General features: G+C 45.3%; 6 protein-coding genes. 4 read left to right on the forward strand and 2 right to left on the reverse strand.

Annotation, left to right across the window (positions count from 1 at the left end; genetic code table 11):
• Nucleotides 1-160 precede the first annotated feature (160 nt).
• Nucleotides 161-784: a glycerol-3-phosphate 1-O-acyltransferase PlsY gene (plsY, locus tag J2Z66_RS01800; protein ID WP_209969170.1), complete on the forward strand. Its 624-nt coding sequence runs from the start codon at nucleotides 161-163 to the stop codon at nucleotides 782-784.
• Between the two features lie 147 nt (nucleotides 785-931).
• Here the strand turns inward: plsY and J2Z66_RS01805 are convergent, their stop codons facing one another.
• Entirely contained in the window at nucleotides 932-1,963 is a 1,032-nt protein-coding gene (locus J2Z66_RS01805; RefSeq protein WP_209969173.1) for an NAD(P)/FAD-dependent oxidoreductase, read from the reverse strand.
• A 448-nt stretch (nucleotides 1,964-2,411) separates the two neighbouring features.
• On the opposite strand from J2Z66_RS01805, the gene J2Z66_RS01810 reads away from it, so the two are divergent.
• The 3 genes from J2Z66_RS01810 (at nucleotide 2,412) to J2Z66_RS01820 (ending at nucleotide 7,567) form a co-directional block, all read left to right on the forward strand.
• On the forward strand, nucleotides 2,412-4,193 hold the full coding sequence (locus J2Z66_RS01810) for an ABC transporter ATP-binding protein (protein WP_209969176.1): 1,782 nt from the start codon (nucleotides 2,412-2,414) through the stop codon (nucleotides 4,191-4,193).
• Complete coding sequence (locus J2Z66_RS01815; RefSeq protein ID WP_281068781.1) at nucleotides 4,180-5,895, forward strand: ABC transporter ATP-binding protein; 1,716 nt, start codon at nucleotides 4,180-4,182, stop codon at nucleotides 5,893-5,895. The genes J2Z66_RS01810 and J2Z66_RS01815 overlap by 14 nt, the downstream gene beginning before the upstream one ends.
• 124 nt (nucleotides 5,896-6,019) lie before the next feature.
• Complete coding sequence (locus J2Z66_RS01820; RefSeq protein WP_209969183.1) at nucleotides 6,020-7,567, forward strand: histidine kinase N-terminal 7TM domain-containing diguanylate cyclase; 1,548 nt, start codon at nucleotides 6,020-6,022, stop codon at nucleotides 7,565-7,567.
• Between the two features lie 211 nt (nucleotides 7,568-7,778).
• Here J2Z66_RS01820 and J2Z66_RS43725 read toward each other — a convergent pair whose 3' ends face one another.
• Nucleotides 7,779-14,678 carry a DUF8202 domain-containing protein gene (locus tag J2Z66_RS43725; protein WP_209969185.1) on the reverse strand — a complete coding sequence of 2,300 codons (6,900 nt, stop codon included), beginning with the start codon at nucleotides 14,676-14,678 and terminating at the stop codon, nucleotides 7,779-7,781.
• Nucleotides 14,679-15,326 lie beyond the last annotated feature (648 nt).

Here is a 15,326-nt window from a genome sequence, read left to right on the forward strand (position 1 = left end):
ATGTTCTTTAATTATTAATTGGAAGTGGAATATAATGAGGAGGACGTAGCCCGGAGCATCCTTTTTCATTTGAATTAACTGGAAGAATTATGAAATATAGAAGGTAAAAACACCCTATTCACCGAATATTATTGTAATGCTGAGGAAAGGGGGGAGAGTGATGATTGATATTTTAAAGCTTTTTGCGGCCTTAGCTTTGGGGTACCTTTTAGGCAGCCTTAATACAGCGGTGATTGTAGGGAAAATATACGGCAAAGACATAAGAAGCCATGGAAGCAAAAGTGCCGGGCTTACCAATACTATGAGGGTACTTGGGAAATCTGCTGCAGTGTTTGTTCTTGCGGGAGATATATTAAAAGGGATAATTGCCTGTTTAATAGGCTTGTTCCTTGGCGTTTACTTTTATTCGGGAGAGGCTGCAGACTGCGTAAGCCTTTTAGCGGCAGGAGTAGGAGCGGTTGTAGGGCATAACTGGCCGGTATATTTTGGGTTTAAAGGGGGCAAAGGAGCACTTACAGCAGTGGCTGTGCTCTTTATGGTTGACTGGGTTATGGCCCTTTTATGCCTTGGCTTTTTTGTAATAATAGTAGTTTTAACCCGTTATGTTTCTTTAGGCACAATATGTGCTACATTGCTTTTTGCGGCTATTTCATTTATTCCTGTTTTTGCGAATACCTTATATTTATATATATTTGCGTTCCTAATGGCGTTTATGGTTATTTTCAGGCATATGGAAAATATACAAAGGCTGCTTTCAGGAACAGAAAATAAGCTTAATTTTTGATTTTTTCGCGGCGTTAAGGGGCAACAACCTGGACGTAGCGATGATGAGATCTTATAAATTTCAACCGATCGCCGCCAAATCCTAGTGTTAAAACATAAAAAACTGCGCATTCTCTCCATTGGAGAAATTGCTGCAGTTTTTAAAAAATTAATTTTTGACGAATTGTTTATTCAATTCATCAAAGCGGACATTTTCCGTCGAGATTCTGGCCATTTTTGCCGCTTTTGGCTCGATATACTGTTTAGCACTATTCACAGCAAGCACAGCATCGTTGAACGCTCCGGTAATCAGCATAACTTTGACCCCGTAGCTTACAAAGTCGCCCGCCGCGAAGATGCCAGGAACTTGCGATTCCATTTTATCGGTTACGGCAAGATTGTCTTTCCCGATGCCAAGTCCCCAATCCCTAAGCCGTCCATACTCATAGGTTGCGCCATGACTGACAATCAGTGCATCCAATTCGAGCTGCTCGCGCTGCCCCGATTCTACATGGCAGATGGTGATCTTATCGATCGACTTTCCGTCTTCACTATGAAGCATTTCTACCTGATAGTGCGTGAGAACGTCAGAAGAAGCTTTCATTCGCGAAATGTTGCGTTCAAGTCCCTTGAACTTATCAGTCCGGTGAACCACCGTCACGCTGGCTGCAATCGGCTCCAGCTCATTGGCCCAATCTACTGCCGAATCGCCGCCTCCAGAGATTACCACCCGTTTGCCCCGGAAATCTTCCAAGTTCTCTACTGTGTAGTACAAGTTCGAGTTTTCATAGCCCTTGGCCTCCTCGATTTCCAGCTTCCTCACTTTGCGTAATCCGCCGTATCCAATCGCCATAATAACCGTTTTAGTCCAATGCCGATCGCCAGCAGTGGAGGTGAGCATAAATGTACCGTCATCCAGACGCTCCAACCCTTCAATCTCCTGACTCAACGCCACTGTAGGCTCAAATGTGCCCGCCTGGCGAACCAGCTGATCAGTCAGCTCTCTGCCTGTAATCGGAGGTATTCCCCCAACGTCCCACACCATCTTATCTAGAAAAAATAACATTGTGCCCCCGAGTTCGCTCTGCGCATCAACTATTTTCGTCTTCATTTCACGCATTCCGCTGTAAAAGGCAGCATACAACCCCGCAGGGCCGCCGCCTATAATAGTCACATCAAAAAGTTCCAGCTTTTCCGTCATTATGTGCTCACCTCATATGAATAGTACTTAGACTTACTAAAAACGGTTGAAACGTTACGTGCAATTCGCAGGTAGACTAACTACAGTCTATGTACTTAAGCCGACAATAATAATCATTATCAATAACTGATGAAAAAAAATAGCTGCCGCTCTCTCGCTCCCACACTTATGAAACATATATACTTATTTAGTATGATAATTTCCATTCCATTTGTCAATACACGATTAGATTAACCTTTTAGCTTAAAATTGAATTTCTACGAAAATTAGAGAATGATAGAGATAAATAAAGATCTCATGTTCAAAAAAAGCTAGATGAATATCATAATTATGGGAAAAACCGGAATCTGGTCCGCGTGCGAACGTGTGTTTTTGCTGTTTGACTATTTTTGCTGCAGAAGACTAAGATAAAGACGTATTCATGTGTTGGCAAGGGGGGTTTTTGCTAGTGAAGTATCCAGATTGGCATGTCTTTTTTATTAGGCAAATGATGCGATATAAAGGGGCCTTTGGTCTTGTTCTTCTTTTAACGACAGCTGTTGTTGTATGTAGTGCCGTCTCCCCCATTCTGATAGGTAAAATAATAGACGGTGTAGTTTCCGGTCAAGATATTCGTTTATGGCAGCTTTCTTTTCTTTTGTTGGCTATCTTGTTTGCTGCGGAATTTTTAGTAGTTTTGCGAAAATATATTTCGAACAAGGTGATGGTTCGTTTAACTTATGAGCTGGCTCAAGATTCCCTTGCTTCGGTATTTCGCACGAAAATCGATTTTTTCACCAAAACGCCAAGAGGTGAGCTGCTCCAGCGATGCATCCAGGACACGAGAGTCATCCAGCAGTTCGGCTTGTTTACCATTCCTGGATTTATACAGGATCTGGTTTTAGCCAGTGTTGCAATCGTTGTGATTAGCGGAATATATTGGCCCGTAGCCATTATGGTGGCTGGCTGTTACATTGCTTTATTTATCCCTGTTCATTTTATCGGTAAAAAAAGAGGAGGAGCAAGACAAAAGCAAAGCAAACAGGATGCAAAGCTGAGGCATAGCTTACTTGAAAAGCTGGAATCCATCAGGCAAATTAAAATATTCGGTATTGAAAAACATGAGTATGAAAAGTTCCGGCACAATCAGGAGATTGCTGCTGACCTAGCCTTTCAACACGACATCCTTACAGGTTTGTATAAAGGCTTGCCGCGTATCCCTGATGCCCTGGCTCCAGCATTGGTATTTTTGTTTATAGGATGGCAGGTTGTGCATGGACGTGCAACTATCGGGGAGCTTATGACCGTTATTGCATTTATTCCAGCAATCAATTCTCCAGTACGTTCTTTCTTCGCTCTTTACGTCACATTAGCAGACATCCGAGTACGTCTGAATGGAGTGCTTGCCTACTTAAACCTGCCAGTAGAGCCCGGAAACATTGAAGGATTACATAAACCGTCCCATCTCAGATCGCTGCCAATCACCTTAGAACGTGTATGTGTCACGGGAGAAAGAGGCGACATATTAAAGAATGTCACCTTTCGCATCGATCCTGGAAAGCATGTGGCGATAGTTGGTCCTAGCGGATCTGGAAAAAGCACTCTGCTTAAGATTCTAACCAGACAACTGGAGCCTACAGGAGGAAATATATCCATAGGTCCATATTCCCTGGCAGATTTAGATGCAACCCATTTGCGCAGCCGGATTGGCTATATGACACAGGAAGGATTTTTGTTTAGCAATACCCTCTTGTACAATCTTACTTATTTTAAACAAGTTGACCAAGTTGACCTTTCTGTCCTTGATATGTGGATGCAGGCACTTGGGGCCGAGGATATTGTCACTATGCTTCCTCATGGATATGAGTCGGTAATTGGTGATAAAGGCAGTCAGCTTTCTGGAGGGCAGCGGCAATTAATCGGCTTGGTCCGTACTATGGTAAAGCAGCCTGATTTACTGCTTCTCGACGAAGCTACCGCGGCGCTTGATAATATCAGTGAATCACTAGTTTATAAAGCACTTAATGACTATTCAAGCCATATAACAAGAATTACGGTCACGCATAGGCTTATTGGTGCTAAGCATGCGGATCACATTCTCGTCCTGGAACACGGAGAAATTGTTGAGCAGGGAACTCATGAACAACTGCTAGCTGCCCCATACAGCTTATATGCAAGATTATGGAATAACGAGATTTCAGGTGCGAAGGAGATTGACGAGGAGGCTTCAATGGTTGATGCAATCCTATAGTAGAGAAGCCATTTTTTCTTACGCAAAGCAATTACTTTATCCTCATAGAGGAAAAATTCTTTTGAATATTTGTAATGTGCTTATTCGAAGTGTAATTTTTATGGTGCCTCCCGTAATGACCAAATATATACTCGAATGGGTGCTGCCCCAGAAGAATTGGAATCTTCTCTTAATTGTTGCCGTGTGTATCATGCTTGTTCCGATAATAGGCAGCGCAATGATAGTGGTAGAAACTTATACTACCAGATTCCTATACAGCTTGTACGGACGGGGGCAGGCTGACTTATATAACGGCATACAGCATCAATCCTTGGCATGGCTTCAGAAAAAAAGAATGGGCGACTTGATTACCCGAGTTTTAGATGATACACGGACGATTAACCAGTTATTTGACGGCACTATATTTTTCATGCTTTTTCTCTTCATTACTATTGTAATTGGAGCCATAGTCCTGCTGTTTCTTCATATCCAATTAGGTGCTGCCATGATTGCTTTATGGGTATTACATGCAATTATCATCTCTAGACTCGGAGGTAGAGTAAAGCAAAAAGCGGCAGAGCTGCAACAGCAAACCTCCGATGTAACAGAGACAGCAAGAGAAATGCTGTACGGCGCTGAGTGGATTACTTTATCCGGTCAGGAAGCCAAAGCACTGGAAACGATGAAGAACTGCTTCCATCGGGAATGGAGCATTACACGACGCGGGCTGCTTGCGGATAATGTTGTGCAAATTACTGATGTCTTGCTCCAGTCCTGCTTTCTCGCTTTTATGTATTATTTGGGTGGACGCCTGGTTACAGATGGAAGCATGACCATAGGTTCATTGGTTTCATTTATTGCTGTTTATACTTGGTTGAGGCCATTTGGCATTGCGTTATACGGGATGTATTTGACCGCTAAAAGAACCAGTCCTTCCATAGAAAGGGTGGCAGAGATTGCTTATCCTGCCAAATCCATCACAGGAGTAGAGCCAAAGGGTGGTTTGAACACCTTGGTTTTGGATAAGGTCTCCTTTCATTATGAGGAAAAAGCAATCCTGAATCAGATTAGCTTGCAGCTCACCGCAGGATCCGCCATTTCATTAGTAGGACCTCGCGGGAGTGGTAAATCAACCCTCGCTGATATCCTGCTCAGGCTTCAAGCACCTACCTCTGGAAGTATTTATATCAACGGCATTCCAATGGAACAGCTTGATGAGTCCTGGATTCGCCGGCACATCCTGTGTGTAACGCAGGATATCGTTTTACGAAGTGGTACTTTGCTTGACAACCTTACATTTGGATGTTCAGATGTTGATCCCGAAGCACTTAAGCAGGCTTTAACTTGTGCTGAATTAGATGTGTGGGCAGCTAGCCTTCCTAACGGCCTGCTGACCGAGGTAGGCGAACATGGGCTGTCTATTTCTGGTGGAGAAAGACAAAGAATCAGTATTGCCAGAGCACTGATTCGCAGGCCCTCCCTGCTTATTTTGGACGAGTGCACCTCCGCCTTGGATACCAATACGGAACAAAGACTATTAGACAAATTAATAGACCGCTTGCCACAAACCACATTGATTTTCATTACGCATAGAATGGCTGTAACCAAACATTCCCATCGCATATATGTATTAAGAGAAGGCTGTATCGTCGAGGAAGGGCATTACGGAGAGTTAGCAGCGAAAAATGGACTATACCGGGAACTAGCTAATCAGAGAACTTAAGCTTGAACTTAAACTAGAACTTAAACTATCTTAAGCTTTTGAAAGCTATCTACAGTTTAAGCGCTCAATATGTTACCATCAATGTGTAGTAAACAATCATCTATGACATTGGAGACCGAAGATTATGGGATCACAGACTACCATGTATATTTCTCTTGTCGCAGTATCAGGTGTTCTCAGCATTTTTCTCGGCTTTTATGCTTATTTCCGAAGAAAGGAAATATCAGGGGCCCGCACTTTTATTATCTATATTGCGGCGCAGGTCACTTATATTTTTGCTTTTGCCTTCGAGCTTTCAAGCGACTCGCTTGAAGAAATCAAAAGATGGACCGTTATAGAATATATTGGCATCTCGTTCGCTCCTGTACTGGGGTTGAAGGTCATCCTGCGATATATCGATAAGCCGGTTTCACGGACGGTTTCCACCCTCCTCTTCGTCATCCCCACGATTACGATGATTATGGTGTCCACGAATGAATTCCATCATCTGTTCTATAAGTCCATGGCATTAAGGGAAAACACGGAGCTGCCCTTAACCGAAATGGTCATCGGAGAATGGTACATTGTTCACGGTGCTTTCACGTTCAGTTGTTTGCTGGCAGGCGTAGTCCTGCTGTCCAGACAATGGAAGAAGACCAAGAGAGCCTACCGCAAACAATTGATAACGCTCATCTGTGGGCAATTTCTTCCCATGATTTCGGCTTTTATTTATTTGGTGGGTTTGACCCCAGGTGGAATAGATCCGGTTCCTTTCGTCATGAGTATTACCTCCACGATGTATGTTTGGGCGATTGTAACGACACGAATGCTGACTATTGTGCCTATCGCCAAGGAAAGTATATTTGAAAGCATGAGGGAAGGCGTTATCGTCCTCGATTCAGCGGATCGGCTTATCGATTTCAATGGAGCGGTAAGCAGGATGCTTCCTGGCCTGGATATCAGGATGATCGGCAAGAAGCTGGACGAAGTATGGAAGCAGCTTATAGGATCGCCTTTTCCTGTAATTGAACGCTTAGACGGAACACATGAAGAAATGATTGGGACTGCAGACGGCGCAGCAGCTTACTATCAGATCCGTTCCTCCCTTGTAAAGAGCAGAAGCGGCGAGCCAGCTGGTAGCCTCCTTATGCTAATTGATGTGACGGAGCAAAAACAGCTCCAGGATCAACTGAAGGAGCTAGCCTATTACGATGGACTTACCAAGATTTATAACAGGACCCAATTCATTCATCGTAGCAAAGAGCTGTTACAAGAAGCCCATCTCCGGAATGACCTTGTCTCATTTATTTTGTTCGATATTGATCATTTTAAGAGCGTCAACGATACCTATGGTCACGAAACCGGAGATCAGGTGATCATTCATGTGGTATCTATTTGTCAACAGGTTATTACACCTGACATTTTGTTCGCCCGCTACGGCGGTGAAGAATTTGTCCTTGCCCTACCCTCTACCACGCTAAATGAAGCAGGAAAGTTTGCAGAGATTATCCGCACAAAGCTGGAAAACACTCCCTTGATTACACGGCATGGACCCATCACAGTGACATCCAGCTTCGGCATTGCCCAATCCAAAGAAGACAGCGATACGCTCGAATCGTTGCTTAGGGATGCTGACGCAGCCTTGTATGAGGCCAAGAAAGAAGGCCGCAATAGCGTCCGCTTGTTTAAGTAAGAGGAGAACACCTCTATTTTCCATATAGCTATTTCCATATGGCTCTTTCCATATAGAGGTGGTTCTCCTCTTCACATTTAACACGATGGATAAAACGATTTTTCACTTCATCACTGTTATTATTAGTAAATATTACTATTTAAATACAACAAAAAACTACCCACCCTATGATAAAACACAGGGCAGGCAGTTAGTCACCTTCTTGCTGTTATTAATGAGATACTAACGCTTCTCCACCTTCTTCACGAACCGTAGAGCTGTGGTCCCGTGATGCTTCCTCCATCTCATGGAAAGCCCAATGCTTCTCATTCAGATCCGGCCAGCTTGGTGCTGTTATATTGTAGAGCGGTCCTCTGTGGAACAAACGATTCAGAATCGTTACGACTTCCGCACGGGTTATTTCTTTTTCCGGCTGGAATGTTCCGTCTGGATAACCTGATATTAGTCCTGCCGCTTGTACGGCTGCAATCATCTGGCTCGCCCAGTGTCCAGTACCCACATCAGTGAAGCTTGCATGATTCGTCTTGCTTAACGCCAAGTAATTGAAAACAATAGCTGACATTTCAGCACGGGTAATGGTGCCGCCCGGCTGGAAATTTCCATCTGGATAGCCGCTCATCAAGCCAGCAGCTTTCGCCAGTTTGATCGCTTGCGCTGCCCAATGGTTATCCTTCACATCAGTGAAGCCGTCTTTGGCCGTTGCATCTTTGGCCGCTCCAAGATTGATCAGCATGGTAGCTATTTCTGCACGACTTGCACTTCCATCAGGACGGATCAGACCATCCGGATAGCCATTAATGTAATGGATGTGGGTTTGAGCTTCTTTCACCTTGTGTATAATCGTGAAGGTGCTGAGCTTGCTGAACTTGTCTACTTCTATTTGCAGTCCAAGGGTATTGTCAGCTAAAGTAACCACTTTCCCAGTGACGACTTCGTTGTTTCCATCGCCATGCTCGACGAATACCGCCAGATTTTTCAGGAACGCTTCACGTTCTTGAGGATCGCTTGGCAATTTCACATCTTTTAATGGCAGAGTCAAAATTGCACTTCGATTCGTTAAGTTCGTGTCTACTGTTAGTGGACGAGCCACCGCTTCGATTTTATCTTTGCCTGCGAATTGACGAACTTTAGCGTCCTGCTGCGCTCTTTCTTCCACTTTCTTGCGCTCATCACCATTTTTGACTGGCACAAGGCGGAAGTAGAAGGATTCAGTTAATCCTTTAAGCGATTCCGCAGGTACACGGATGCTTGCATTCGCTGTGCTCAGCTCCCAGTCAATCGCATTTTTCTGCAGGACAGCCAGTGCATCCTGAGGCACATCAACTTTTACTTCACTTACTTTGTCGGCTGGATCCGGAATTACGATACGGGCCAGATGTTCGCCGTTCTGTATAGCTTTATCTGCAGCTTCCTGCGCTTTTTCTTTGTTCAAGATCGCGTGATCGATGATTCGGCCATCGCTATAAGTGGTGCGTTCAATGTCCAGTTTCGTAACAGCAGCAGGCTTATCCCCACCGCTTTCGATATCAACTGTAATCTTTTCCTTCTTGGTAGAAGCTTCCGCTCCTCCGCTGCCGATACCCGAACCCGGACCTGGGTTTACATTTCCACCATCGCCACCGTTACTTACTGCAATAAGAGCGTCTCTTGCCGCAATCAACGCATCCAATGCTGCACTTACCTGTGCTTCTGTCGCATTCGGATCAGCCAGTACTGCAGTCGCATTTGTTAATGCAGTTTGCAGTGCTGCCCAGCTAGCTGGAGTGAAATTTCGTTCTACTAAACCTTCTGCCAAAATGCGGTTTTTTGCTTCCTGCAGAGGCGCCTTATCGATAAATTGCAAGCCTGCTCTTGCAGCAGCCACAGCTGCCTTAGCAGCATCTACTTCTGCTTGGGTCACTTCTATATTAGGATTAGTAGCATTCGCCAATACTGTATTCGCTTTTGCTAATGCATCCTGTAAAGTCTGCCAGCTTGCAGCCGTGTACGGTCCTGGTGTTGAGGCCGCATTAGCCGCTGTTAGAGTGTTATCAGCCAATGTTCTCTCAGCTTTTAACGGACGTAAATCTATCAGACCCAGCTCTGCAAGTTCCAATGCGGACAATGCTGCACCATAAGTGACAGCTGGATTTTGCGGAATATCGCCATATACAGCCTGAGCTACCCCGTATGTCGCCGCCAGAACACTCCAGCTGCGTGCGGTATAATCAGGTTCATTGAGATTTCCTGTTCCAGGTGCTGTTTTTGCTGCGATATCATCAATTTTGTTCTTAAGTGGAGGCTTGGTAGAATCCAGCTCTCCCCATGCAGTCAACAGATAATCCAGAGCATCATCAATTTGGTATTGGGTAGCCTGCGGATTATTTAATACCGACTGCGCTGCGTTTAATGCATCTTGCAATGCATTCCATGTCGCTGTTGTGTACCTGCCATCATTATTATTCAAGGAAGCTATTGAGCCTGTTTTGGCCTTAAGCACATCCTTGTGCGTCTTAGCAAATGTAAAGTAGCTGCCATTAGCCAGCACACTGCTGTCGATATTTACTTCACCATCAGCATTTAGATCAAAGAACTGTGGAGCTGAGAAACTGGCATCCGTGCCCACCAACAAGTAGTACTGCTCCAGTAAGGAGTTATTTGCAGCATCAGCGCCATCCAGCTTCAATGTCACCGTACTATCCTGCCAGTTCGTTTTCTCTACCTTAAACGTACGATCCATTGAATTCATATTCAGTCCATAATAAACAGCTTCGGAGACTGTATGAGTGAAAGCCGCGTTTGCTCCATTATCGCTGAATGTAAGGAAGGATAAATTGCTGTCAATTGTACTCGTATTGTCTTGTACAGACTGGGCAATCACGCCGCCCTGTGCAATTGTAACCAATGCACCCGCATCCTGAGACTTGGATTGCTTCTGCAAAAGAGCACTGCCGTCATCCCGGCCAATACCTGTAATACGTTTGCCATAGCCTTGGTTAGCAGCTGTAGTCCACATCGTGCTGATCCCATTGCTGGCTAAGTAATCTGTCCCGCCATTATTCAAGGTCATGCCGTATTTCAGCGCCAGGTAGCTTTCTACTTTTTGCTGATCCTTCGCTGTCGTACTATTCGGGAATAGAATAACTTCCGCAATTTCTCCTTTATAATGATCCCAATTCATAGAGTTTCCGCCACCAAAGGTGCCGCCAATCACTGGCGTAAAGTTGATTTGGCCAAATGCGTTGTTCTTTTGAACGGTCTGTCCTGCTCCGTTTAGCCGGCCCAGAGGCGAGGCGGAATTGCTGCTGTCGAATCCGGCCAAGTTATACTTGGATGCCCCATTAAAGGCGAAACCATGGTAAGTAGAGTTCGCTCCATTACCCGTCCAAAGCTTCCCGGCCCACTGTGAGAACAACGCTGTTCCATAATTGCTTGCCGGTTGTGCAGAGCCTACGACTGTACCAGCCCGCTGCTTAAATACAGCATATCCGCTTTTGTAAGTAATCGCTGTATTGCCCTTCAAGTATTCGTTCGGGTTCTGGGTATTGCTGCTTGTATTCTCAAAAGTAATTGCAGGATTAAAGTTGGCATTGCCCTGCTTGTAGTCCGGTGTTCCATGGACTGTAAAAACATTTTTGCCTGTCTGATCAGCCCAACCGGTCAAAACTCCCGAGTCGGCAGTCGCACCGCCATCTCCCTTCAACCACAGTGATGCGCCACTGACGCCTCCCGGATTGACTGTAGCGGATGTCGAAAGCAGCCCAAGTCTTGCCACTTCCAGCGCAGCTAGTGCTGCATCAATTTCAGCTTGTGTGGAAGCAGGGTTGCTTAATACAGTATTCGCGTTGTTCAACGCATTTTGCATAGCCAGCCAGCTGGTAGCTGTGTAATCAGCCGGATTTAGTTCTGCAACTGCAGCAACCTTCTCTTGTAAAACATCCCTATTCACATGGGCGAATGAGAAGTACTCCCCATCTCCCAAATTCACTGTATTAATCGTTACTTTACCATCTGCATCAAGCGGAATAAATGCCGCTGGAGCATTCTTAAATGTAGGTTCGCTGCCAATGACGAGATAAGTGAGATCGGATTGTCCTCCATTACCCAATTGTAAGGTAATCTCTGTATTAGGCCAATTCGTTTTATCTGCTTTGAACACACGATCCATAAGCTTCAGATTGTTACCAGCTTGTGGAGTGGAAATGAGTTTGTTGTAATCTGCACTTGCATTATCATCACTGAACGTGAAGAATGACATATTGCGGGAAACCGAGAATGTATTGTCCTGAGCTGTCGTTTTCACGTCATTTCCCAGTGCAATGGCGACCAATCCGCCGTTCTCCTGAGACTTGGATTGCTTTTGATGAAGCGAGCCATTGTCGTCACGGCCAATTCCGGTAATGCGATCGCCGTAGCCGATATTTTTGCCAGCTGTCCACATCTGTGTGCCATTGGTGAGATTCGTGGCGTCACTAGCGGCATAATTTGTTGCATTTCCATCTTCAGTCTTCAAGGTAAGTCCATATTTCAGTGCCAAGTAACTGTTCACTTTAAGACGATCCCAGTTCTCAAGCGCATTTTCATAGATGATTAACTCAGCAACAGGTCCCTGCATTCTGGCATTGCCATCACTGCGGGCGCCGACCAGCAACTGCCGGGAATCCACATCATCGAAGCCTGGTACCTTACGCTCTCCCAATACGCCATTCGCCCAAGCTTTGCCTACAGGCGCTGATGCCGATAAAAGGTTCAAACTGTTATCTGAATTCAGCGTCCCATTAGAAAGCGATAGCCCGACCTGTCCATTGGACTTAATAAATTGCGAGAAGGTTCCACCGCTATTTCCTCTGAAAAGTGAATTCCATGTGCCACTGTTCTTTGGAGCTGCTAATGCAGCATCACCAGTCATATTGCTATGCTTGCCTACGGCAAAGGCTTCTTTAATGGCTACGCCATATTGGCTTTGCAGCATGCCACCGCTAAATACTACAGCGGGATAGAAGTTGGCGCCATCAGGATCAACAACAAGTTTATTAGCGGTTTCCAAGGTAAACACATGGTTGCCAGTCTTATCCGCCCAGCCACTCAGTTGTCCTTGTCCTGTAGCTGTTGCTCCATCGTCAGCTTTCAACCATACTGCAGCGCCAGTTACACCACCGGGAGCTCCGGAGATTGCATCAGCTAGCAGCTTTACATGCATAAAGTCACTATCTGTTTGACCTTGGGCATTCACAATAGTTGCCGTGATTTTCCGTAAGTTATTCGACTCGTTTATCGGCTTCGGCAGCGGTGAATTCTCGTAGGTCACGAGCTTCGCAATGTCTGCTACAACAGCAGCCGTCACATCATTGTTGAGTACCCTGACATTGTCGATAAATAACGCTGCACCAAGTGCATATCCACCTGACTGGTCATAAGATCCGGCTACAAAGCGGAAGCGGTAAGTGCCATCAGCCGGAATTTCCCCAGAAGCCTTCGTCCAGGCTTGTGTTCCGCCACGGCCATACATCAATTCGGTATGGTTGCCATTTACATCTACCAGATAGCCGTAAATTTCATAGTTATCCGCACCGCCCTGCGCTTTCCAGTCAAACGCCAGCTGTTCTCCTTGCTTGGCCGTAAACGGACTGCTGATCGCCTCCGGACCGAAGATAGAACCATAGGCGTTATTTTTGTTCGATCCGCTTTTCAGACTGATCGATTTGGACTCAAGCTTAAGCGCACCAGCATCAATACCGGATACGAAGCTGCCTGAGGTAGTACCCACTCTTTCTTGGCCTTCATTCAGCCCATATGCACCACTGTATTTAATATCCGTAGGGAAAGAATAATTGTAAGTCGTACCTGCAACGGTATAAGTTCCGCTCACCGTATACGGCTTGCTGCTTCCCGTAACTGTAACAGTCTTGCCTTGTGTTTTTGGCGCTAACGCAGCTCCCAAGGTTACGGCCTTGTTATTGATCGTCCAGCCGGTTGTGCCGGATGAGAAATCACCATTGTTCAACGGTGTCGCAAAGTCAATTTGCAAATCCTTGCCAACGCCGTTCTTCGTTTTATTGATGGAGCCAATCTGCTTGGCAGCTGTTCCATCGGCCAAGTAAACCTTGTCGCCGACGATTGATACTGCTCCCGCTGGTGCAGTCAAAGCAGCCGGGCTTTGTACAAGCGACAGCTTCTCGCTTGTTGTGCTTCCTTTTTTGCTTGGATCGTTTCCATTTTCAATAGCAAATGTTAAATTACCATCGGAATAAGTGCCTCCACCCGTAATGGTAGTGTTAGGTGCTAATCTGACCTCTCCGTCCCCTTGACGGTATTCCCTGGTCACAGGCTCCATTAGTTTCAAATCTGGATCTCCCGTATTCATAGCGACCTGAACTTGCTGCTGTGAAATCGGACCATTCCAAACTTTGACTGAATACACTTTACCGCCCGTAGCAGCCTCAGCTCCGGCTGAAGCAGTGTCGTCAAAAAAGAAGCCAAAACGGGGCTTGCCATCCTTAAGAGCAGGGACAGCTTGATTGCCAGAATCCGTTACATTGATCTCTTCTTTAAGTTCTCCATTAACGACCACATACGCAATAAACTTTTTATCAGCTGAATTTCTGGTCGCAACAATATCCACGATGTCTCCATCATGAATGGTTGTACTTCCTGTAGCACCTTGATTATAAAACTTTAATTTTCCATTAAGAAAATAAAAACCTGTATCAGCTGTTTTATCCTTGTAATCCATGATTTTGGTGTAGCCAGTTGAAATTGAATCATAAGAAAAACGTACACCAATGGAATAATTCGTGCTGATATCCGAATTCACGTCAACTGTGAACCCGCCGCCTCTCGGCTTTGCTGTATCCCATTGCCAGTATGTTGCTCCTGTGGAAGTGGCACCAAAGCTTTGATTGTCGTTGCCATGTGTAGTTGTGGCTTCTACTTCTGTAAGCACAGACCCACCACGAGCATCCGTAAAACCAAGTCCACCCGTGTTGTCAAAGTCATAACTTGCGATTAAACTCAAGGCATCTGCCGCAGCCGCTTTTCGTGGTGCCACCATGTTGGTAAAACTCCCCAGCACCAATGCCACAACAAGAATTACAGCAAGTTTCTGCTTCCAAGCATAATAATGTCTTAACACTACTTCTCATCCTCCAAATCGTTTTGATGTTTATGCTGCGATTGTCTGCAAATGACTAATGCTTGGTAGTTTCGAACGTGTCTGCATTCAAAACCTCCTATAATAGCATCAAATCTACCTGCTCCCTTGCAGCATTTGACAGAAATCGACAGCATTCAACTTGCTTTTTATCAGCTACTCGCATTCTAACACTGGCACCTATACCAAACATATACAGATCTCTGTTCAGACGAAAATAGAAAATGAGAAAAAGCCTTGTGGCGTCCTTTGAGGAGTGTGTTCGGTGACGTTGGTGCATGGAGGGAGGGAATAGCTGTGGGCTCCAGCCACTGTTAAAGATTTGTTCCCTTGAATGGTATAGATGAGAGGTAGGAACAAATCTTTAAAGGCGTCCGCTAACGCTCTTCCGCCCACAGCCATTCCCTCTCTTTAGCTACAATCGTACGAACACCAAGCTCAAACGGACAGCCAGCAAGGGTTTTTCTCTTGATTAAGAGGGGATTTCCTAGCGGGCGCAGCGCTAGGAATGAAGAGCACGCAGCTGGGAAGGATCTGCTACTTTAACGATGAAAACATCGCCCAAGTGAATCACGCGCTCAAAAGGACTGCCAATAGGGACTGTTGACAGATTACCTTTTTGACGAAATT

This window comes from Paenibacillus eucommiae (genome assembly GCF_017874215.1).
Classification (GTDB): domain Bacteria; phylum Bacillota; class Bacilli; order Paenibacillales; family NBRC-103111; genus Paenibacillus_AI; species Paenibacillus_AI eucommiae.